Below are 21211 nucleotides of genomic sequence, written 5' to 3'. Positions count from 1 at the left end.
GATGGGGCGTGCGGCAAACCCCATCGCGCGCAAGCGCGCTCCTACAACGGCTCGGGTTAGATCATGGGCAGGTTGAGGCCTTGTTCTTTCGCACAGGCGATGGCGTCTTCGTAGCCGGCATCGGCGTGGCGCATCACGCCGGTGCCGGGGTCGTTCCACAGCACGCGGGCGATGCGCTTGTCGGCTTCTTCGCTGCCGTCGCAGACGATGACCACACCGCTGTGCTGGCTGTAACCCATGCCCACGCCGCCGCCATGGTGCAGGCTGACCCAGGTGGCGCCGCCGGCAACGTTAAGCATCGCGTTGAGCAGCGGCCAGTCACTGACGGCATCGCTGCCATCGCGCATGGCTTCCGTCTCACGATTCGGGCTGGCGACCGAGCCGGAATCCAGGTGATCGCGGCCAATAACGACCGGCGCCTTCAACTCACCGTTGCGAACCATCTCGTTGAAGGCCAGGCCGAGCTTGTGGCGCAGGCCCAGGCCGACCCAGCAGATACGCGCCGGGAGGCCCTGGAAGCTGATCCGCTCACGCGCCATGTCCAGCCAGCGATGCAGGTGCGGATCATCGGCGATGATTTCCTTCACCTTCGCGTCGGTCTTGTAGATGTCCTCCGGGTCACCCGAGAGCGCGACCCAGCGGAACGGACCCACCCCGCGGCAGAACAGCGGGCGGACAAACGCGGGCACGAAGCCCGGGAAGGCGAACGCCTCGGCGAGGCCTTCATCCTTCGCCACCTGGCGGATGTTGTTGCCATAGTCGAAGGTCGGCACGCCCTGTTTGTGGAAGGCGAGCATGGCCTCCACGTGTTGGCGCATGGCGGCCTTGGCCGCCTTCGAGGTGCCGGCCGGGTCGCTCTTGCGGCGCTCGAACCACTCGTCCACCGTCCAGCCCAGCGGCAGGTAGCCGTTCACCGGATCGTGGGCGCTGGTCTGGTCGGTCACCGCATCCGGGCGGACGCCACGGCGGACGAGTTCCGGCAGTACCTCGGCGGCGTTGCCGAGCAGGGCCACGGAGACCGCGCGGCCTTCCTTCGTGTAGCGCTCGATGCGCGCCAGCGCGTCATCCAGGTCGGTCGCCTGCTCATCGACGTAGCGGGTTTTCAGGCGGAAATCGATGCGGCTCTGCTGGCACTCGATGGTCAGCGAGCTGGCGCCAGCCAGGCTGGCCGCGAGCGGCTGCGCGCCGCCCATGCCGCCGAGGCCGGCGGTGAGGAACCAGCGCCCGGCGAGGTTGCCACCGTAATGCTGGCGACCCAGCTCCACGAAGGTCTCGTACGTGCCTTGCACGATGCCCTGCGAACCGATGTAGATCCACGAGCCGGCCGTCATCTGGCCGTACATCATCAGGCCCTTGCGATCGAGCTCGTTGAAGTGCTCCCAGTTGGCCCAGGCGGGCACCAGGTTGGAGTTGGCGATGAGCACGCGCGGCGCATCCGGATGCGACGGGAAGACGCCGACTGGCTTGCCCGACTGCACGAGCAGGGTCTGGTCATCACGCAGCTCGCGCAGGCTGCGCAGGATAGCGTCGAAGCATTCCCAGTTACGCGCGGCGCGGCCGATGCCGCCGTACACCACCAGCTCGGCCGGGTTCTCGGCCACTTCCGGGTCGAGGTTGTTCTGCAGCATGCGGAACGGTGCTTCCGTCTGCCAGCTCTTGCAGGAAAGTTCGGTACCGCGCGGGGCGCGGACGGTACGAGTGGTGTCGATGCGCGTGGCAGCGGTCATCGGGGGCTCCGTAGGGGTGTGGAAGCGAATTCCCGATTATGGCCCCGCGGCCCGGCGCGGGCCATGTGCAGCGCAACACCCTGCGGCTCCCACCACCGTTGTAGGAGCGCGCTTGCGCGCGATCCGGCGTTGCGGCGAGCACCCATCGCGCGCAAGCGCGCTCCTACAGGGGTTAGGGGCGGCTTGTGGCTCGGGCGGGCTGGTCGGTTTGTTTGTCCTGGGCCTGGCGGGCGGCGGCGTCCTGGCGGGCGCGGTATTGCTGTTGCTGCTGGCGGTCGGCGTTGTCCAGCTGGGTGCGCATGGCGGGATCGGTCGCGGCATTGCGCTGCTGGTTCAGGTTGTTCTGACGCAATTGCTCCTGCACCGCGTTCTGGTTCTGCTTGTTGATCAGCTGCTGCTGGTTGACCTGTTGCTGGAACCGCTGGTTGGGGCTCTGCACAGGCACATAGACCCTGGGCCGCGGCGCGGGCTTGGGTGGTGGAGCCGGCTGCGTAGCGGCCTGGGCGAACGCGGCCAGGGGCGCGGCCGCGAGCAGGATCAGCATGAACTTGCGTGATGCGTTGGTCATCTGACTCGTCCATCATGGAAAGATTGTCTTTCGAACCGAGCCTATCGTCCCTCCCATGAATGCCATGTTTTCCCGCCTGCCGCGCGTCTTCACGGCGCTGTTGCTCGTGGCCCTGACGGCCTGCGCGACCCATCCCGCGACGCCTGCCACGCCCGCCACGCTCCCGGCCCATCCGGTCCTGCTGGTCTCGATCGATGCCTTCCGCGCCAACTACATGGACCGGCACCTGACGCCGACCTTGCAGGCGCTATCCGACGATGGCGCGCACGCGCCGTACATGTGGCCGTCGTTTCCGTCGTTGACCTTTCCTAACCACTACACGTTGGTGACCGGCCGTGTGCCGGATCGCAACGGCATCGTGAACAACACCATGCGCGATCCCGCGCTGGGCAGGTTCAGCCTGGGTAACCACGCCGCGACCAGCGATGGCCGCTGGTGGGCGGAGGCCGAACCGATCTGGGTCACGGCACAGAAACACGGCCTGCGCACCGCGACCATGTTCTGGCCCGGCACCGAAGCCGAGATCCATGGCATGCGCCCGGACCACTGGATCCCGTTCGACGATTCCCTTACGTCGAAGGCGCGCGTCGACAAGTTGCTCTCGTGGATCGACGAGCCTGGCCCGAAGCCCGCGTTCGAGACGCTGTATTTCGATGCGGTGGATCACGCCGGGCATGAATTCGGCCCGGAGTCACCGGAAGTGAATGCGGCACTACGCGAAGTGGACGATGCCCTCGCCTACCTCGTCGCGCAGCTGCGCCAACGCGGCCTGTACGACGCCATGAACATCGTGGTGGTCTCCGACCACGGCATGGCCGACGTGCCCAAGGGCAACATCATTTTTTCCGATGAAGAGACCCAGCTCGACGATCTCGACACCGTGTCCTACGGCGTCATGGCTACCTTCGCACCGCGTGAAGGGCATGACCCGACGCAGGCCGTGGCGCGCCTGCTCGGCCCGCATGCGCACATGCGCTGCTACCGCAAGGAAGACGTGCCGGCCCGTCTCGACTACGGCAAGAACCCGCGCGTGCCGCCGTACCTGTGCATGGCGGACGTGGGCTGGTCGATCATCAGCCATACCGACCTGGCAAAGCGCAAGGACCCGATGTCGCGCGGCGAGCACGGTTACGACAACCAGGACCCGAGCATGCGCGCCTTGTTCGTGGCCCACGGCCCGGCCTTCGCCCGCGGTGCCACGGTGCCGCCGTTCCAGAATGTCGATGTCTATCCGCTGCTGGCCCACCTGCTCGGCCTGGCGCCGCTGCCCAACGATGGGCGTCTGGAAAACGTGAAGGCCGCCCTGGCCACGCCATAGCGGCCACCGGGCCGGGGGATGCCGTAGAATCGGGCCATGCGCCAGATCTATACCTCCCCCCGCCCGGACAATATCGACCGCGTCGTCGCGTTGCTCGCCGAGCACGCGATCGAGACCACGGTGACGAACCGCTCGACCTTCAACCGCCCCACTTACCAGCGCTTCAGCTACACCGAGCGCAACACCAACCGTGATGCGTGGCCGCAGGTATGGGTGAAGCACGCCGATGATTTCACCAAGGCGCGCGGCCTGCTGAAGGACGTCGGCATCGAACCGTTGGTGCGTTTCCAGGAAGAACTGCGTGTGCACCGCTCGCCGGACCTGCGGCCGCGGCCGCAGCGCACCGCGGCACGCTACCGGCTCATGGCCCTGGCCATCGTGGCCGGCGTGGTGCTCGTGTGGCTGCTGAAGGCCAACCGGATCCTCTGAATGGACGGTGCCGCCGCGCCATCATCCGCGGCCGCTTCCGCTTCCGCGCACATGTTGCTCCGCGAGCACACCCGCGATGCCCACGACGCCGCCGAAGCGACGGCAGGCATGCGCGCGCTGATGTCCGGCGGCATGGACGAAGCGGGTTACCGCGAATTACTGGCGGCGCAGCGGCGCTTGTACGAGGCATGGGAAACCGAGCGCGCCAGCGAGATCGCCGCCATCACGGCCACCTGGCCCTATACCTCCCGCCTCCCCCACCTAACCGCAGATCTCTCTGTAGGAGCGGCCTTGGTCGCGATGGGGGCGTGCGATAACGCCGAAGATCCTGTGGTGCCTCGCGAAAAGATGTCGCGCGCAAGCGCGCTCCTACACGTAGGGGCTGCGCCTCGCGCAAGCGGGTTTCCACAGGGCGACACTGCGTTTTGGGGGGAGCTTTATGTCATCGAGGGATCGACCTTGGGCGGCCAGGTGATCGTGCGGCATTTGCGTGAGCGGTTTCCGGCGCTGCCGCATGCTTTTTACGCCATGGGCGAACATGCCCCGGGCCGCTGGCGGCGTTTCCAGCGTGTGCTGGATGACGTGTTAGCCGACGAGGCCAGCCAACGCCTTGCTATCGCCGGTGCGCAGCACATGTTCGCGCGCTTTCAACAGACGCTCCAGGATCCTGGCCACCATGTCTGACCTGCCTGACCTTACCGCCTGCGATCGCGAGCCCATCCATATCCCCGGCTCCGTGCAACCGCACGGCGTGCTCATCGTGGCCGATGCGGCGACACAGCGCGTGCTCCAGGTGAGCGAAAACGCCGTGGACCTGCTCGGCCTCGAGATCGAAGCCCTGCTCGGTGCTGCGCTGCACGAGGTGCTGACCCTGCCCGCGCATGTGTTCGACGACGACGAGCGCCCCGCGCACAGCGCCTGGGCGCCCGTCGCGTTTCCGCGTGGCCAACGCGGGGGTGCGTGGCATGCCTCCGTGCACGCCTACGACGCGCGCTGGCTAATCGAGATCGAGCCGCGCGAAGCGTACTTCGACGACGAGCCGATCCGGGTGGCGTACGACCTGACCCACAAGCTCGAGAACGACCCTTCGGTGCAGCGGGCGGCGCAACGCGTGGCCCGTACGATCCGCAACCTGCTCGGCTACGACCGGGTCATGGTGTATCGCTTCGATCACGACTGGCATGGTGAAGTGATCGCTGAAGCGCGCCGCGAGGAACTGGAGGCCTACCTCGGCCTGCACTACCCCGCGACGGATATTCCCGTGCAGGCGCGTGCGCTCTACTTGCGCAATCGCGTCCGCCAGATCAGCGATTGCAAATACATTCCCGCACGCATCCTGCCCGAGTTCGACCCGCAGACCGGCGATGCGACCGATCTGTCCGACGTCTCCTTGCGCAGCGTCTCGCCCGTGCATCTGGAATACCTCGGCTACATGGGTGTCACCGGCACCCTGGTTGCCTCGATCATCACCAGTGGCCGGCTGTGGGGCTTGGTCTCCTGCCATCACTACAGCCCGTTCTTCGCGGATCACCAGATGCGCGAAGTGGTCGATGCGATAGCCCGCGCGTTTGCCTCGCGTGTCGCCGCGATGGAAGAACTGGCCAAGATCGAAGTGGAATCAACCCTGCTCACCGTGCGCGAGAAGCTGATTACGGCATTCAACGAAAGCGAACACATCGATGCCACCCTGCTCGCCTCGCTAGCCCCGGAACTGCTCGAAGTGGTCGATGCGGATGGTGTCGCCGTGTTCGCGGGCGACCGCGTGATACGCCATGGCAACCTGCCCGATGCCGAGGCGCTGCTGCGCATCCGCGATGTCGTCGGCGCCCATGAAAGCACCGCAACACCGGATGGCATCGCCGGCGTGGTCCACACTGACGAGATCAGCCGCACGTTCCCGGCGCTCGACGACCCCACGGCAACGGCGCTCGCGGCCGGGGTGATCTACATGCCCTTGCAGGCCGATGCGCACAACGCCGTGGTCTGGACGCGCGCCGAGCAGGTGCGCAACGTGCGCTGGGCCGGTAACCCGGCGCTGGCCAAGCTGGAGAACATCCCGGGTGCCCGGCTCTCGCCGCGGCAGAGCTTCGCGTCGTGGCAGGAAACCGTGCGTGGCCGCTCGCGCCCCTGGTCGCGCCAGCACCTCGATTCAGCGCGCAGCCTGCGCGTGCTGATCGAGATGATGGAACGCAAGCACTACCAGCAGCAGGTCGAGCAATTGCGCGCGGCGCTGGATCACCCGCCGCGTCCGTAACGGGCGCACAGGCAGCGGGCGAGCTATAACATGGTGCCATGACCGACCGTGTCCGCCTGTTCCAGACCTTGCCGCATGCCTGCGGTTATTTCGCCGAGCGGACGGCGCAAAACCTCGTGGTCGACCCGGGCGCGCCCAATCTCGACAAGCTGTACGGGCCGGCGCTGGCCAAGGGCTTCCGCCGCGCCGGCGGGCACCTGTACCTGCCCCAGTGCGCCGCCTGCCAGGCCTGTGTGCCATGCCGGATCGATGCCGAACGCTTCACGCCCGATCGCAGCCAGCGCCGCTGCCTGGCCCGCAACGCTGACCTCACGGTGGTTGAGACCACCCCGGGCTTCACCCCAGAGCGGCATGCCCTGTACGAACGCTACCTGCACGCGCGGCATAGCGGTGGCGGCATGGATGCGGCTGACGCCGACGATTTCCAGCGTTTCCTGGCGGCGCCGTGGAGCCCCACGCTGTTCCTGGAATTCCGCCAGGGCGAACGCCTGCTCGGGATCGCCGTCACCGATGTCGCGCTCTCCGGCATCTCCGCCGTTTACACGTTCTACGACCCGGACGAGATGAGCCGCGGCCTCGGCACCTGGGGCATCCTGCAACAGGTCGAACTCGCCCGTCGCCGCGGCATTGCCTACGTGTACCTCGGCTTCTGGATCGCAGGCCACGCGAAGATGGATTACAAGCGCCGCTTCCACCCGCTGGAAGTACGCCGCCACGGACGTTGGATCGAAATGCCCTGAGCGGCGACAATCGCGGGCTCCCCCGCCCTGATGGATGCCCCATGGGTCCGCAACGCATCGTCTGCCTCACCGAAGAGCCCACCGAGACCCTGTACCTGCTTGGCGAGCAAGAGCGCATCGTCGGTATCAGTGGCTTCACCGTTCGCCCGCCCGCGGCGCGCAAGGACAAGCCGAAGGTCAGCGCGTTCACCAGCGCGAAGGTCGATCGTATCCTTGAGTTGAAGCCGGATATCGCCATCGGCTTTTCCGACATCCAGGCCGATATCGCCCAGGCGTTGATCAAGGCAGGCGTGGAGGTATGGATCTCCAACCACCGCAGCGTGGAACAGATCCTGGATTACATCCGCCGGCTTGGCGCACTGGTCGGTGTGCCGACGAAGGCCGCTACGCTGGCGGATACGCTCGCCCGCGGCCTGGACGATGTACGCGAGGCCTCCTCGCGGCTGTCACGCCGCCCCACCGTGTATTTCGAGGAGTGGGACGAACCACTGATCTCCGGTATCCGCTGGGTGTCCGAACTCATCGAAATCGCCGGCGGCCATGAAGCCTTGCCGCATCGCGCGAGCCAGCCGCTGGCGAAAGACCGGATCATCGCCGATGCCGCCGAAGTCATCGCCACGGCACCGGACATCATCATCGGCTCGTGGTGTGGCAAGCGCTTCCGCCCGGAACACGTGATCGCGCGACCAGGTTGGCAGAACGTTCCCGCCATTCGCGATGGCGAGCTCTACGAAGTGAAGTCACCGTTGATCCTGCAGCCGGGACCCGCCGCGCTTACCGATGGCCTGGCCGAACTGACCCGCATCATCCATGGCTGGGCCGCACGCCACGCTTGAATCGCAGGTTAACTCGCAAATTCCTGCTCCCTGAGATATGACAGATGTCTCTTGAAGCGCTCCGCGCACCACCCCAGAGTGTGGGTGCCTGCGGTGGTCCCACCACCGCTCACGTTGGAGTTTGGAAGACACTCATGCCGAAGCTGCTGCTTTCCCTGATCCTGCTGGTTGCCGCCACGGCCGCCAGCGCCACCGATTCACCGAAGGATGTGCAGGCACTAATCGCGCGTGGCGATTACCCCGCCGCCGAGGCCGCGTTGCGCGAGGCGATCACGGAGCATCCGCAGAGCGCGAAAGCGCACTACGTGCTGGCCGAGGTGCTCGCGCACGAGGGCAACATCGGCGAGGCCCAGGCGGAAGCGAACAAGGCGGCCGTGCTGGATCCGGCCACGCGGTTCACCGACCCGGCGAAGTTCCAGGCCTTCCAGCAGAAGCTGGGCCAGGCGCTGGCTCCGGCCACCGCGCGCCATGCGGGCGCCACGCCGGTGCGCTATGCGGAGACCCGCCCCGCGGCCGACCGTGAAACGAAAGGCGGCTTCGGCCTGGGCGGCATCCTGCTTATCGGCCTCGTCATCGTCGTGATCGCCTTCCTGTGGTCGCGCCGCCGTCGCGCGCAGGACAGCGCGTTCCAGGGTTACGGCTCGATGCCGCCAACGCCGCCCGGCACGCCGTATGGCAATGGCCCCGGTGGCTATGGCAACGGGGGTTATGGCAACGGAGGCTACGCGCCGCCGCCCTCCTCGGGCATGGGCTCGACGATCGCGGCAGGCGTGGGCGGCCTTGCCGCCGGCATGCTCCTCGATGAGGCCCTGCGTTCGCACAGCAACCCGGGCGAAGCGAGCCGCGACCTTGGCGGCCTCGGCGGCGGCACAGCCCAGCCGGACCCCTCGGCATCGGCGTATAACGACCTGCGCGACGACCCGATCGACATGGGTAACGATGACAGCTCGTGGGACAGCGGCTCATCGGCGGACGATGGCGGCTCGTTCGACGACAACCAGTGGTGAACGAACTCACCAGATTCATGCAATCGAGAATTAAACGCCACGCGTAATCGGCATATCCCGTCTTCACTTTTGTGAAAGTGTGATAGAGATCACACTTATCGGCGATTTCACGCGCACGCCGCACCGTATAGTCACCCCGGGACGCCGAGGGGGCCGTCCCCGGCTTCACCGCAGGCCGTCCCGACAAGGCAATGCATCGGCGACGCGGGAGGCACCGTGGCGGACAACCCGGCGTTCTCGTCACGCAGCCTCACGGTATGGTGCGGTGGCGTTTTCGCGGGCGTTTCCATAGCCCAGGTGCTGTCCGCCGCCCTGTGGAACCACCAGTACGGCACGCATATCGTGTGGTTCCCCGGTGCCGTACTGCTCGGCGCCTTGCTCGCCAACGGTGTGCGCCGATGGGCCGCACTGGTCGGCAGTGCGTTCCTTGGCTTGTTCGCCACCGGGGTCGCATTTGGCTTGCCGCCAGGGGATACCGCCCTGGTGCTCGTCGCGGCCCTCGTGCTGGTGCCGCTCGCGGGCTGGCTGCTGCGGCAGATGCCGGATGCCCTGCCCAACCTCGATGATTTCAGCCGGCTCGCCGCGCTGGTCTTCGTCGCGGTCACCGCCCTGCCTGCGGTTTCCGCGCTGCTCGTGGAGTATGCGAGCCGCTTCACCTCGTTTCGCGGCTCTATCCTGAGCGATTGGGCGAACATCGCGATGGCCCATTCGCTCGGCTACGTGTTGTACCTGCCGGTATGGCTCAGCTTGCGCAATCCCGAGGCGGCGGTTCGCCAGCCGGGTACCCTTTCGTTGATGTTCCTCGCATTGATGGCGCTGAGCTTCGTGGCCCTGGGCGCCCTGTGGTACACGCTGGGTGACCGCCCTGGCCTGGTGCCTGTCATGTGCCTGGCACCGGCGCCCGTCGTGATCTTCGCGATCCTGCGCACGCAGATGTCCGGCAGCGCCATCACGATCTTCTTCATCGCGCTCATGGCGGCGCACATGAGCGTGCACGGCTACGGCCCGTACATCGCCGACAGCGCACCCAACAGCACGCTGGCCGTCCAGTTGTGGAGCCTGCTCGCGGCGCTGTGTGCGTTGATCCTGTCGGTGATGGTGGAGCAACGCTATTCAAGCCGGCGCGCGCTGGGCCGGGCGCATGAAGACCTGCGCGAACTCGCCGGTCGCCTTATTGCGACACAGGAGCAAGAGCGTGCACGCCTTGCTCGCGACCTCCACGATGACATCAACCAGCGCCTGGCGGCGTCTTCCATCGGCCTCTCGGCGCTACGCCGCCAGGTCGCTCCCGCCCTGCACGACGAGGTCAACCACCTGCGCGAGATCATGGTGTCGCTCTCCGAGGATGTGCGCCAGCTTTCGCGGCAGTTGCACCCGAGCGTGCTCGAACACGCCGGGTTGCGTGACGCCCTGGATGCGTTATGCCGCGTTCCGCGACGCGCCAGCACGCTAGAGATCGTACTGATCGCCGATCGCGGGGTCGATCGCCTCTCCCACGATATCGCGCTGTGCTTCTACCGCGTGACCCAGGAGGCCATCGCCAATGCCGTGCGCCATGCCTCGGCAACGCGCATCACGATCAAGGCATCGATGGATATCGATGGGGCCTCGTTGTGGATCTTCGACAATGGCCGGGGGTTCGATCCCATCGCCAGCGAGCATGCCCGCCCCGGGCTTGGCTTGATCAGCATGAATGAACGCGCCAAGCTCCTCGGCGGCAGGTTTGAATTGCGCAGCGCCCCAGGCAGGGGCGTAGACCTCTGGATGCATATACCGCTGGATCCTCCATGACGACCGAGTGCCTGCCCCGCATCGTGTACGCCGACGACCACCGGATGGTGGCTGAAGGCATCCAGCGCCTGCTCGCCGGCACCTGCGAGCTGGTCGCGATCTCCCAGGACGGACCGGGCCTGCTCCATCTCGTCCACCGTGAACGGCCCGACCTGATCCTTTCGGATGTGAACATGCCAGGCGGCAGTGGCCTGGACGTGCTGAAGACGTTGCGGGCGGAAGGCAACCGCACCCCGTTCGTTTTCCTCACGATGCATGCCGAACCGGCGTTGGCCGCGACGGCGATGCGCGCCGGGGCGAACGGTTACGTGCTGAAGGAGTCCGCCGGCGAAGAGTTGCTGATGGCACTGCGCCATGTCTTTGCCGGATCCACTTATGTGACGCCATCGCTGGGCACGCATTACCTGCACGCGGATACGCTTGGGATGCAGGAGCTGACGCCAAAACAGCTCGAGGTATTGCGCCTGGTCGGCGCAGGCCTGCGTTCACGGCAGATCGCCGAACGGCTGGGCCTGTCGGTGCGCACGGTCGAAGCGCACAAGTACACGATCATGCAAATCCTCGACGTGCACAGCACGCTGGAACTCGTACGTCGCGCCGAAGACCTCGGCCTGCTGTTTTAAGCGGTTCAACGGCATGCGCATGCCGTAGATGTACGGATGCGGTTGGCTGGGTCGCGAGCGACGATGCATGCGAGCGTTTACCCCGCCCGCCGCGCTATGGACATCCCTGGCCTACCACCACCCCCGGTGGCCACCACGGCGGGCGGGCTTCTCTCGTCAGTGCCCGGTGACGGTCACCGTGATCTTGCGCTGGTGGGCTTCGTGGCGGTGTTCGTAGAGGAACACGCCCTGCCAGGTGCCGAGCAACGGCTTGCCGTTGTGCACAGGCACCGCTAACGACACCCCGGTGAGCACGGCGCGGACATGCGCTGGCATGTCGTCCGGGCCTTCATCCTGGTGACGGAACAGCGGGTCGCCATCCGGCACCAGCCGCGCGAAGAAGCGTTCGAGATCCGCGACGACCGTAGGATCGGCATTCTCGCCGATCAGCAACGAGGCGCTGGTGTGCTGCACGAACACGTGGGCCAGCCCGGTGCTGACCCCACTCGCCGCTACCGCCTCGGCCACCCGGTTCGTCACCTCGCTGAGCGAGCGGCCGCGTGTATGCACGGTGAAGGTGGACTGGGCGATGTGCTGCACGGGCTGGGCACGGCTCATGGCGACCTCAGGGATAAAGCAGGCGGGACGTCCAGCTTGTACCGTGCTCACTGTGCACGATGCGTTCGTGCAGGCGGAAGGTGGCGCCATACCAGAACTCGATACGATCCGGCGCGACGACGTAGCCACCCCAATGCTCGGGTCGCGGCACATCGCGGCCGGCGAATTCCTTCTCGAAGTGGGCTACACGGTCTTCAAAGGTCTGCCGGTCGGGCAGCTCCTGGCTCTGTTTCGACGCCCATGCGCCGATCTGGCTGCCGCGCTGGCGGCTGGCGAAGTACGCGTCGGAGACCTCGGGCGAGGTCTTCGTGGCGCGACCTTCGAAGCGCACCTGGATTCCTTCACGGATGTCCTTCCAGTGGAAGCACAGGGCGACCTGCGGATGCGCGGCGATCTGCGCAGCCTTGTCGCTCGTGTAGTTGGTGAAGAACTGCAGCCCGTGCTCGTCGATCGCCTTGAGCAGCACGATGCGCGAGTGGATTCGGCCGGCACCGTCGGTCGTCGCGAGGTTCATGGCCGTCGGCTCGCGATCGGCACTGGCTTTCGCCTCGTCGAGCAGGCCGCGGAAGGTATGGAGGATCTCGGGGGTCAGCATGATGGTGGGGTATGCTCGTTCACCATGGAATCCAACGATGCTAGCACGCTCGCCGGGGTGGTCCTTGGGCGTTTCGCCGCAGCGATCGAGCAGGCGGAAGGGCCTTTCGTGCTGGGCATCTCGGGCCTGCAGGGAAGCGGGAAGAGCACGCTTGGCGCGGACCTGATCGCCGCCGCGGCCGCACGCGGCTGGGGCGCCGTGACGTTGTCGCTGGACGATGCCTACCTCACCCACGAAGAACGCCAGGCGCTTGCACGCACCGTCCATCCGCTGTTGCGGACACGCGGCGTGCCGGGCACGCATGACCTCGCCTTGCTGGTTTCAACGCTGGATGCGCTGGGCAAGGCGTCGCCAGTGAATCCCGTGTCGGTGCCACGCTTCGACAAAGGGCACGATGACCGCTACGCCCCGGCGTTGTGGCCCACCGAGGCAGAAGTGCCCAGACTCGTCATCCTGGAAGGCTGGTGCCTGGGCGTGACGGCCCAGGACCAGCCGGCGCTCGATACCCCGGTGAATGCGCTAGAGCGCGACGAGGATGCCGACGGTACGTGGCGCCGATGGGTCAATGGACAACTGCGGGCCTACCAGCCGCTATGGCGCGCGATCCACGCGCTGGTCGTGCTGCAAGCCCCCTCATGGGACGTGGTGACACGCTGGCGTGACGAAGCCGAACAACCGCTGCGCGCCCGCGGCGAACCGCGCGCCATGGATGCCGCCGCGATGGCCCGCTTCCTTCAGCACTACGAACGCCTCAGCCGCCACGCCCTGGCCACCCTACCCGCCCAGGCCGACCTCCTCATCCGCCTAAGCGACACACGAACCACCCTAGCCCTGTAGGAGCGCGCTTGCGCGCGATGGGTGCTCACGGCAAGGTCCATCGCGCGCAAGCGCGCTCCTACAGCAGGGCCCGGTAACCCTCGCGGGCGTCGGGCCATTGGCAGCGGAAACCGCTCGCGCGCAGGCGTGCGTTGCTGAGGCGCTTGTTGCCAACGCCTGCAGGCGCTGGGCCATCGGCGGGCAAAGGGCCGCCGACCAGGGACGCGAGGTGGTCGTACAACGCATCGATCTCGAGCGGCGTGTCGTCCACGCCGAGGTAGACCGGCGCGGGATGATCCAGCCGTGCGACATGCACCAAGGCCGCTGCCGCGTCGTCGACATGGATCCGGTTTGCATAAACATGCTGCCCGCGCGGCACGGCCGCCGTGCCGTCGCGCAAGCGCTCCAGCAGCTGCGTGCGACCGGGACCATAGAGGCCGGCGAGCCGCACCGATACGCCATGCGTACCGGCGTCGGCGCCCGCCGTCGCAAGCAGGTGCTCGGCTTCCACCAGCACGCGGCCATTGAAGCCCGGCGGATCGGTCGGGGTGCCCTCATCCACCCACGCGCCGCCGTGCTCGCCGTAGACCGCCGACGATGAGGCAAACACGAGACGCGAGGGCGGCAGGGGCAGCGCCGCCATCAGGTGACGCAGGCCATCGACGAAGACCGCCCGGTAAGCACTTTCATCACGCGCGCCCGGTGTAGGGGCGAATACCACGATGCCTACGGCCGGCAGGCCGTGCAGGCTGCCAGGATCGGTGAGGTCGCCGCGTACCCACGTGACTCCTTCCGGTGCGTCGCCGGGCGGGTGGCGGCGCAGCGCCAGCACGGGGTGCCCGAGGTCGGCAAAGCGCCGTGCGGCACGCAGGCCGACATCGCCGGCACCAGCGATAAGCACGCTGGCATGCATGGGGGAGTGGCTTGTTGCTAGCATGGGAGCGATGAATCCTTCGCCCAACCTGTTCCTGGTCGGCCCTACGGGAGCCGGCAAGACCACGATCGGCCAGCGCCTTGCGGCGCATTACGGCCTGCCCTTCATCGATCTGGATGTCGAGATCGAGAAACGCTACGGCGTCACGATCGCGCACATGTTCGAAACGCAGGGCGAGGCCACTTTTCGCGCGCGGGAAACGGCGCACCTGGATGAGTTTAGCCTCCGCCAGGGGATCGTGCTGGCCACGGGCGCGGGCGCGGTCATGGCCGGAGTGAACCGCGAGACGCTGATGACGCGCGGCACCGTGCTGATGCTTGCCGTGGAGGTCGACGAACAACTCGACCGGCTCCAGCACGATACGGTGCGCCCGATGATCGCTGGCGATGATCGCCGCGGCCGCCTGGAGCATCTGGCCAACGCACGTAACCATGTATACGAAGAAGTCGCCGACCTGGTTTTCCGCGGCCGCCACGAAAGCGTGGACGATGCCCTACCCCGCGCCGTCGCGCTGCTGGATCGCCACTGGAGGCACGCCTGATGCAAACCGTGGAGGTCGAACTCGCCGGCCGCGAGTACCCCGTGTGGATTGGCCCGGGCCTGATCGACGACAGCGCCCGCTGGCGCGCGCGGATCCGTGGCCGCCACGTGCTCGTGGTGAGTAACACCACGGTGGCGCCGCTGTACCTCGGTGCACTGGAGAAGGGCCTTGAAGGCCTGCGCTGGTCGACCTACCTGATCGGCGACGGAGAGACCCATAAGACGTTCGCCAACGTCGGCAAGGTGCTCGACGCCCTTGCGGCGCTCGGTGCCACGCGCGATGCCTGCGTTATCGCCCTGGGGGGTGGCGTGGTGGGCGATCTCGCCGGCTTCGCGGCCGCCTGCTGGATGCGCGGGATTGATTTCATCCAGGTGCCGACGACCCTGCTTTCGATGGTGGATTCCTCGGTCGGTGGCAAGACCGGCGTGAACCTGCCCGCAGGCAAGAATCTTGTCGGTGCGTTTCACCAACCACGCGCGGTGGTGGCCGATATCGACGTGCTACGGACGCTCCCGCAACGCGAGTTCCTCGCCGGGGTGGCGGAGATCGTCAAGGGCGCGGCCATTGGCGACGAGCCGTTCTTCGCGTGGCTGGAAGCGCATGCCGATGCGCTGGCTGCGCGTGAGTCGGGCGTTCTGGTGGAAGCCATCGCTCGTAAGTGCCGTTACAAGGCCGGCGTCGTCGCCCGCGATGAAACCGAACAAGGCGAGCGCGCGCTGCTCAATCTGGGCCATACGTTCGGCCACGCGCTGGAGACCGCGGGGAATTACAGCGAGATCCTGCATGGTGAGGGCGTCGCGATCGGCATGGTGCTGGCGGCACGGCTTTCCGAGCGGCTGGGCATGGCGCCGGCGGCGGATACGCAGCGCTTGCTCTCGCTGCTACAACGCCTTGGCTTGCCGACCGAGCCTTCGCGGATTCACGCAGCCAGCCGGATCCTTGACCTGATGCGCCTGGATAAAAAGAACACCGCCGGGACGTTGCGCCTGATCCTGTGGCGCGGTATCGGCAAGGCCGAGATCGTTCCGGGTGTCGCTGACGAAGACGTCCTTGGCGCCCTGGCAGCCGGCTCCACCGGCTGATCGCGCGCAAGCGCGCTCCTACACAAGACCTGCGCAGGCCTTGTAGGAGCGCGCTTGCGCGCGATGGTTCGTGCGACAACACCCGTGGCAGCACGCCGCGCCCCAGGCACGTTGGGAGTGGCGGGAATCGCTTAGAATGATAGGTTCCTGCGTTATCCCAGGTTGGTGCGATGCGGATTTACCTGCAAACCATGCCCGCAGCGGGGGCCGAGGCGCCCCGCTACGCCCAGATCACGCTGGAGCAGGATCTGCTCGGCGGCTGGACCCTGTACCGCGAAAGCGGCACCCAGGGCGGCAAGGCCACGCTGAAGCGCGATGTGTACCTGGAGCGCGATGCCGCGTTAGCCGCGTTCGAAAAAGCGCGCGACGCCCAGATCAAAAAGGGTTTCAAAGTCATGTTCAGCCAGGGACAGGAGTCGGCGCATGGCCGCTGATGAACTCCGCAACGATCGCTTCCTACGCGCGCTACGCCGCCAGCACACCGACACCACGCCGATCTGGGTGATGCGCCAGGCCGGCCGCTACCTGCCGGAGTATCGCGAAACCCGCGCACGCGCCGGCAGCTTCATGGGCCTGGCCACGAACCCGGAATACGCCTGCGAAGTCACCTTGCAGCCGCTCGAGCGGTTCGAGCTCGATGCGGCGATCCTTTTTTCAGACATCCTCACGATCCCCGATGCGATGGGCCTGGGCCTTACGTTCGAGGCGGGCGAAGGCCCACGCTTCGCGCGCCCGCTGCGCGACGCGGCGGCCATCCACGCGCTGGCCGTGCCCGACATGGATGGCGAACTGCGCTACGTGATGGATGCGGTATGCCTGATCCGCAAGGAGCTCGGCGGCCGTGTGCCGCTCATCGGCTTCTCCGGCAGCCCGTGGACGCTCGCCTGCTACATGGTCGAGGGCGAAGGCTCGCGCGATTTCGCACGGGTGAAGGCACTGGCCTGGAACGAGCCTGTGCTGGCGCACAAGCTGCTCGATACGGTGGCGCGCTCCGTCGCGGCTTACCTCATCGCGCAGGCCCGTGCCGGTGCACAAGCGCTCATGGTGTTCGATACCTGGGGCGGCCTGCTCGGCCCGGCGCACTTCCGCGAGTTCTCGCTGCACTACATGGCGCAGGTGGTCGATGCGGTCAAGGCCGACCCGGCCTGTGAAGGGATCCCGGTCATCCTCTTTTCGAAGGGCGCCAATGGCCAGCTCGAAGCGCTGGCCGATACCGGCTGCGACGGGTTAGGCGTCGACTGGACCATCGATATCGGCGAGGCGCGTAAGCGCGTCGGCGACCAGGTGGCGCTGCAAGGCAACCTCGATCCGGCCGTGCTGCGTGCGTCCCCCGAGATCGTGGCGCGCGAGGCACGCGCGGTGCTGGATGCCTTCGGCGACCACCCCGGCCACGTGTTCAACCTGGGCCATGGCATCACGCCGGAAGTGGACCCGGAGAACGTGAAGGTCCTGGTCGACACCGTCCACGCGCACGGCCGCAAAATCCGCGGCGGCTAAACGCGTAGGAGCGCGCTTGCGCGCGATGGGGCGTGCGTCGAGCACCTATCGCGCGCAAGCGCGCTCCTACAGGTATTTTAGAAGCGGTTGGGGCCGGCGATGTGGCATTTGCCAAGGTCGGCGCGGGCGGCCATGGCGCCGTTCTGGTCGCCGGCCTGCATGCGCATTTCGTAAATCGTCTGCTGGTTGCGGGCGCACAGGCTGCCTGACTTCGGGCCCATCTCGTACGACTGCTTCGCCAGCTTCTCCGCTGCCGGGTAATCCTGCTTGCGCACGGCGATCTCCGCGCGGTCCTGGATCAGTTCCGGCGCCTGGGGGGCCAGCTTCAGGGCCTGCACCAGCTTGCCATCGGCATCGTCGTACTTGCCAGCACGTTCGTCGGTCATGGCCGACTGGGCAAGGCCCTGGACACCCGGATCACGCAGCGGTGCGACTTCAATCGCCGACTTCTCGCGCTCACCGGCAGCGCGGATCTGCGCCACGATGTCGTAGGCGGGCTGGGTGGGGCGGGTGGCCTGCGGCGGGGCGGGCTGGCTGCACGCGCTGACGAGCGCGGCGGCGGTAAGAGCGACATAACGAAGACGAAGCATGGTCAATCCGTAGGATTACTGGGAACGGGCGGCTGGACCGGCGGCTGGCCGGTGTCACCGCCGCCGAACATACCCTTGAATTGCTGCCAGAAACAGCCCTGCTCTTCTTCCGGCACGTAGCCGGCGATGAACGGGAACTGCCGCGCGCCTTCGCAGGTGGGTTCCGTGCGCTTGCCGGTCTGGGTGTTGACCCAGGCCATGTCGAGGCCTTCGCCCAACTGCGTGGCGAGCGGCCGGGTCGGGAGCTTGCGGAACAGCTCCTGCCACACGCGCATGCTACCGGTGGCGCCGTACAGGCCGGTGGGCTTGTTGTCATCGCGGCCCATCCAGACCACCGCGAGGTGCTCGCCGGTGAAGCCCGCGAACCAGCTATCGCGCTGGCTGTCGCTGGTACCCGTCTTGCCTGCCGCATGCAGCGAGCCGAGGCTCGAATTGCCGATCGCTGCCGCCGTGCCGCTGTTCACCACCTGCTGCATCGCATAACGAATCAGGCGAGTGGGCTGTTGGTACTCGCCTTCGCCCGGCTTCACGTCGTAACGCTTGATCGCCTGACCCTTTTTGTCCATGACGCCACGCACGGAAACGAGCGGCAGCGCATGGCCATCAGCGGCGATGTATTCATACATCTGCGCCACCTGCAACGGCGAGAGATCCACCGCGCCGAGCAGCAGCGACGGGCTCGGATTGACGTTCTCCAGGCCGAACGATTCGAGGAAGCCCTTGATCCGCGGCAGGCCGACCTGCAGGCCGAGGTTCACCGTGGCGAGGTTCCATGAATGCACCAGCGCATCCAGCATCGGCACCTGGCCGTGGACCAGGTGGTCGTCATTCTGCGGGGTCCACAGCGTGCCATCCGGCTGGCGCATGCTGATCGGCGAATCGTCGAGCGTGGAGGCCAGCGACCACTTCGACGGCTGCGACAGCGCGACAAGATAGACGAACGGTTTAACCAGCGAACCGATGGAACGGCGTGCATCGAGTGCGCGGTTGAAGCCCTGCTCGCCGGGTTCGCGCGAGCCGACCACGGCGAGCACGCTGCCATCGCTGGTGTCGGTGACGACCGCCGCGGCTTGTGATGCGGCGCCACGCTTGCCCAGTGCCTTGGTCGTGGTGAGGATCGCCTGCTCGGTGTAGAGCTGCGCCGCCGGATCCAGGGTGGTGAAGATGCTCAGGCTGCCGTTGCGCAACGCGTCCTCGTCGAAATCGGACAGGATCTGCGAGCGCACCAGTTGCATGAATGCCGGGAAGCGATTGTGTGGCAGCTGCGCATTGGCGGCGATGCCCAGTGGCGTGGCCTGCGCCGCCTTCGTCGCCGCATCATCCAGCAGGCCGGTTTCGTTGAACTGTTGCAGCACCAGGTTGCGCCGCTGCAAGGCCCGCTCCGGATAACGGCGCGGATCGTAATAGCTCGGGCCCTTGACCAGACCGATGAGCAGCGCGACTTCCTGCGGGCGCAATTCCTCCATGCGCCGGCCGAAGAAGAACTCCGCACCTGCGGCGAACCCGTGCACCGCCTGGTTGCCCTGCTGGCCGAGGAACACTTCGTTGACGTACGCCTCAAGGATCCGGTGCTTGGAGTAATGCGCTTCCATCAGCAACGAGAGGATCGCCTCGTTGACCTTGCGCAAATAGTTCTGGCTGCGATCGAGGAACAGGTTGCGCACCAGCTGCTGGGTCAGCGTGGAGCCGCCCTGCACCGTGTGCCCGGCGCGGATGTTGGCGAAGGTGGCACGCGCGATGGCGGAGAAATCGAGACCGATGTGGTGGTTGAAGTCGCGATCCTCGACGGCTTGCAAGCCCTGCACGAGCAACGGCGGGACGTTTTCCAACCGGACGATGCGACGCTCTTCCTGGTCGGCGCCGTAGAAGGTGGCGATACGCGCCGGATCGAGATGAATCGCCTTGATCGGCTTGCCCGTTGCATCATCCCCCACAGAGGCGATCTGCCCATCCGAGAGCGCGACGCGCAGGCGGTGCGCAAGCTCGCCACCATCGGGGCCGGCGTACCCACGCGAATTGATGATGAAGCGTGAGCCGTTCTTCGAATAGCTGCCCTGGACCTTACCGGCGCCATCCGGGGTGTATCCCGCGAAGGTGAGCTCGAGTTCGAGCGCGGCCGGGCTCATGGCCCGCCCCGGTTCCAGCAGCAGTGGGCGCGCATAGACGCGGGTAGGCACGGCGAACACGAGATCGTTGAAACGATCCTGCAGGCGCGCGTTGAGGATCAGCGTGTACGGCAGCAGGAACCCGAACAGCAGGCCCATGACGAGCCAGAAGGGGATGCGCAGCCACGGCCAGCTGGCGCGCAGGAGGGAGCCTAGACGGTGCAGGAATGCCAACGCGGGGTGATCCTGGGGAAAGGGACGTCTCCGGATAATAGGGGCACGATCCCGGCGGACATCTGAACGGAAGCTGGCAAGGTGATGGCTATGCCCCGCCACGCCAGCTGGCGGGCTCGGGCCGGAACGCGCGCGGGTGAATCCCCAGCACCGACTCCAGCTCGGCATTGTCGGCGATCAGGTCGCTATCGAACCGCTTCAGGGGGCCGCGGAGCTCGGGTCGAAGCAAGGCGGCGAGTTCGAGCACGACACGCGGGACCGGCGCGGGCAGCGTGGCCACGCCCGTGCTGCGGCGTACGCGCCGGAACATCTCGGCGACACTGAGACGTTCGCCGCCGCCGATGGGAAAGGTCTTCCCGCGCGCCCGCGCCGTGACCAGGGCAGCAACGAAGGCCGCGGCGATGTCATCGGCATGCACCGGCTGGCGCTGGCCGCGCGCGGCCGGTAAGGGGAACACCCGGCGGCGGATGGCGGCTTGCACGATGGGACTGATGCTCTTGTCCATGCCCGCGCCATAGACCAGGGTGGGCCGGAACAACGTCCACGGCATGCCACGCGAGGCGCAGGTGGCGATGAGCTTGGTCTCGGCATCGCGAAGGCGAAGGGAGAGCTCCCGCTCTAACGGCACGTCCGAATCACGCTTGGACTCCGCGCTCATGGACGATGTGGCGATGATGTGTGGCGTGCCGTCCAGCCGCGTGGCGGTGAGCCAGTTCGCGAGGCCATCCAGCGGCCCCGACGAGAGGATCGCCGAAACCGGCGGCAACGCAGGCATGCCCTCGGGCAGGTACCCGCGAAGCCAGCCGGGATCCTCCGGCGGAGCGTTGCGGCTGAGACCGATCCAGGCGAAGCCGGCGGCCTCAAGACGCGGCATCAGGAAGTGCCCGACCTGGCTGGTTGCGCCAATCACCAATACCGTCATGGTTC

Annotated in this window: 22 protein-coding genes; 14 read left to right on the top strand and 8 right to left on the bottom strand. The window is 66.7% G+C overall.

Annotated elements, in window-relative coordinates; all coding sequences use genetic code 11:
- Positions 1-56 precede the first annotated feature (56 nt).
- Positions 57-1727: a urocanate hydratase gene (hutU, locus tag VGN46_RS13385; RefSeq protein ID WP_331644209.1), complete on the bottom strand. Its 1671-nt coding sequence runs from the start codon at positions 1725-1727 to the stop codon at positions 57-59.
- A gap of 172 nt (positions 1728-1899) precedes the next feature.
- Entirely contained in the window at positions 1900-2295 is a 396-nt protein-coding gene (locus tag VGN46_RS13380; protein ID WP_331644208.1) for a hypothetical protein, read from the bottom strand.
- Positions 2296-2350: 55 nt separating this feature from the next.
- Between VGN46_RS13380 and VGN46_RS13375 the strand changes: the two genes are divergently transcribed.
- The 9 genes from VGN46_RS13375 (at position 2351) to VGN46_RS13335 (ending at position 11293) form a co-directional block, all read left to right on the top strand.
- Positions 2351-3613, top strand: coding sequence for an ectonucleotide pyrophosphatase/phosphodiesterase (locus VGN46_RS13375; protein ID WP_331644207.1), 1263 nt, complete (start codon positions 2351-2353; stop codon positions 3611-3613).
- Between the two features lie 36 nt (positions 3614-3649).
- A complete protein-coding gene (locus VGN46_RS13370) occupies positions 3650-4042 on the top strand; it encodes a hypothetical protein (RefSeq protein WP_331644206.1) in 393 nt (130 codons plus the stop codon).
- Positions 4043-4726 carry a biliverdin-producing heme oxygenase gene (locus tag VGN46_RS13365; RefSeq protein ID WP_331644205.1) on the top strand — a complete coding sequence of 228 codons (684 nt, stop codon included), beginning with the start codon at positions 4043-4045 and terminating at the stop codon, positions 4724-4726. It begins immediately after the preceding gene.
- Positions 4719-6296, top strand: a complete 1578-nt coding sequence (locus tag VGN46_RS13360; RefSeq protein WP_331644204.1) for a GAF domain-containing protein — start codon at positions 4719-4721, stop codon at positions 6294-6296. Before VGN46_RS13365 ends, VGN46_RS13360 begins: the two co-directional genes overlap by 8 nt.
- Positions 6297-6334: 38 nt before the next feature.
- Positions 6335-7036, top strand: a complete 702-nt coding sequence (locus VGN46_RS13355; RefSeq protein WP_331644203.1) for an arginyltransferase — start codon at positions 6335-6337, stop codon at positions 7034-7036.
- Between the two features lie 41 nt (positions 7037-7077).
- Complete coding sequence (locus VGN46_RS13350; protein WP_331644202.1) at positions 7078-7872, top strand: cobalamin-binding protein; 795 nt, start codon at positions 7078-7080, stop codon at positions 7870-7872.
- Between the two features lie 134 nt (positions 7873-8006).
- The gene (locus VGN46_RS13345; RefSeq protein ID WP_331644201.1) at positions 8007-8879 is read left to right on the top strand and encodes a tetratricopeptide repeat protein; all 873 of its coding nucleotides are present in this window, start codon (positions 8007-8009) and stop codon (positions 8877-8879) included.
- A gap of 216 nt (positions 8880-9095) precedes the next feature.
- Positions 9096-10670 carry a sensor histidine kinase gene (locus VGN46_RS13340; protein ID WP_331644200.1) on the top strand — a complete coding sequence of 525 codons (1575 nt, stop codon included), beginning with the start codon at positions 9096-9098 and terminating at the stop codon, positions 10668-10670.
- Entirely contained in the window at positions 10667-11293 is a 627-nt protein-coding gene (locus tag VGN46_RS13335) for a response regulator transcription factor (RefSeq protein WP_331644199.1), read from the top strand. The genes VGN46_RS13340 and VGN46_RS13335 overlap by 4 nt, the downstream gene beginning before the upstream one ends.
- 156 nt (positions 11294-11449) lie before the next feature.
- Here VGN46_RS13335 and VGN46_RS13330 read toward each other — a convergent pair whose 3' ends face one another.
- Together VGN46_RS13330 and pdxH are read right to left on the bottom strand one after the other, a co-directional pair.
- Positions 11450-11890, bottom strand: coding sequence for a secondary thiamine-phosphate synthase enzyme YjbQ (locus VGN46_RS13330; RefSeq protein ID WP_331644198.1), 441 nt, complete (start codon positions 11888-11890; stop codon positions 11450-11452).
- 7 nt (positions 11891-11897) lie between these two features.
- The gene (gene pdxH, locus VGN46_RS13325) at positions 11898-12485 is read right to left on the bottom strand and encodes a pyridoxamine 5'-phosphate oxidase (protein ID WP_331644197.1); all 588 of its coding nucleotides are present in this window, start codon (positions 12483-12485) and stop codon (positions 11898-11900) included.
- 24 nt (positions 12486-12509) lie between these two features.
- On the opposite strand from pdxH, the gene VGN46_RS13320 reads away from it, so the two are divergent.
- Positions 12510-13322 carry a kinase gene (locus VGN46_RS13320; protein ID WP_331644196.1) on the top strand — a complete coding sequence of 271 codons (813 nt, stop codon included), beginning with the start codon at positions 12510-12512 and terminating at the stop codon, positions 13320-13322.
- A 58-nt stretch (positions 13323-13380) separates the two neighbouring features.
- On the opposite strand, the gene VGN46_RS13315 is transcribed toward VGN46_RS13320, so the two are convergent.
- A complete protein-coding gene (locus tag VGN46_RS13315) occupies positions 13381-14238 on the bottom strand; it encodes an NAD-dependent epimerase/dehydratase family protein (protein WP_331644195.1) in 858 nt (285 codons plus the stop codon).
- Between the two features lie 7 nt (positions 14239-14245).
- Here VGN46_RS13315 and VGN46_RS13310 point away from each other — a divergent pair, with 7 nt between their 5' ends.
- The 4 genes from VGN46_RS13310 (at position 14246) to hemE (ending at position 17355) form a co-directional block, all read left to right on the top strand.
- On the top strand, positions 14246-14776 hold the full coding sequence (locus VGN46_RS13310) for a shikimate kinase (RefSeq protein WP_331644194.1): 531 nt from the start codon (positions 14246-14248) through the stop codon (positions 14774-14776).
- The gene (gene aroB, locus VGN46_RS13305; protein ID WP_331644193.1) at positions 14776-15858 is read left to right on the top strand and encodes a 3-dehydroquinate synthase; all 1083 of its coding nucleotides are present in this window, start codon (positions 14776-14778) and stop codon (positions 15856-15858) included. The genes VGN46_RS13310 and aroB overlap by 1 nt, the downstream gene beginning before the upstream one ends.
- 170 nt (positions 15859-16028) lie before the next feature.
- Complete coding sequence (locus VGN46_RS13300; protein ID WP_331644192.1) at positions 16029-16292, top strand: WGR domain-containing protein; 264 nt, start codon at positions 16029-16031, stop codon at positions 16290-16292.
- On the top strand, positions 16282-17355 hold the full coding sequence (gene hemE / locus VGN46_RS13295; protein ID WP_331644191.1) for a uroporphyrinogen decarboxylase: 1074 nt from the start codon (positions 16282-16284) through the stop codon (positions 17353-17355). The genes VGN46_RS13300 and hemE overlap by 11 nt, the downstream gene beginning before the upstream one ends.
- A gap of 77 nt (positions 17356-17432) precedes the next feature.
- Here the strand turns inward: hemE and VGN46_RS13290 are convergent, their stop codons facing one another.
- From VGN46_RS13290 to VGN46_RS13280, 3 genes are all read right to left on the bottom strand, one after another.
- On the bottom strand, positions 17433-17945 hold the full coding sequence (locus VGN46_RS13290) for a tetratricopeptide repeat protein (protein ID WP_331644190.1): 513 nt from the start codon (positions 17943-17945) through the stop codon (positions 17433-17435).
- A 2-nt stretch (positions 17946-17947) separates the two neighbouring features.
- Positions 17948-20284 (bottom strand): penicillin-binding protein 1B, encoded by a 2337-nt coding sequence (gene mrcB, locus VGN46_RS13285; RefSeq protein ID WP_331644189.1) that lies wholly within the window; start codon positions 20282-20284, stop codon positions 17948-17950.
- Positions 20285-20372: 88 nt separating this feature from the next.
- Positions 20373-21206, bottom strand: coding sequence for an SDR family oxidoreductase (locus VGN46_RS13280; protein WP_331644188.1), 834 nt, complete (start codon positions 21204-21206; stop codon positions 20373-20375).
- Between the last annotated feature and the right edge of the window lie 5 nt (positions 21207-21211).

It is taken from the genome of Luteibacter sp., assembly GCF_036500425.1.
GTDB lineage: Bacteria > Pseudomonadota > Gammaproteobacteria > Xanthomonadales > Rhodanobacteraceae > Luteibacter.
Note: the sequence above shows the minus strand (reverse complement) of the source record. Positions and strands in the feature narration are given on the sequence as shown.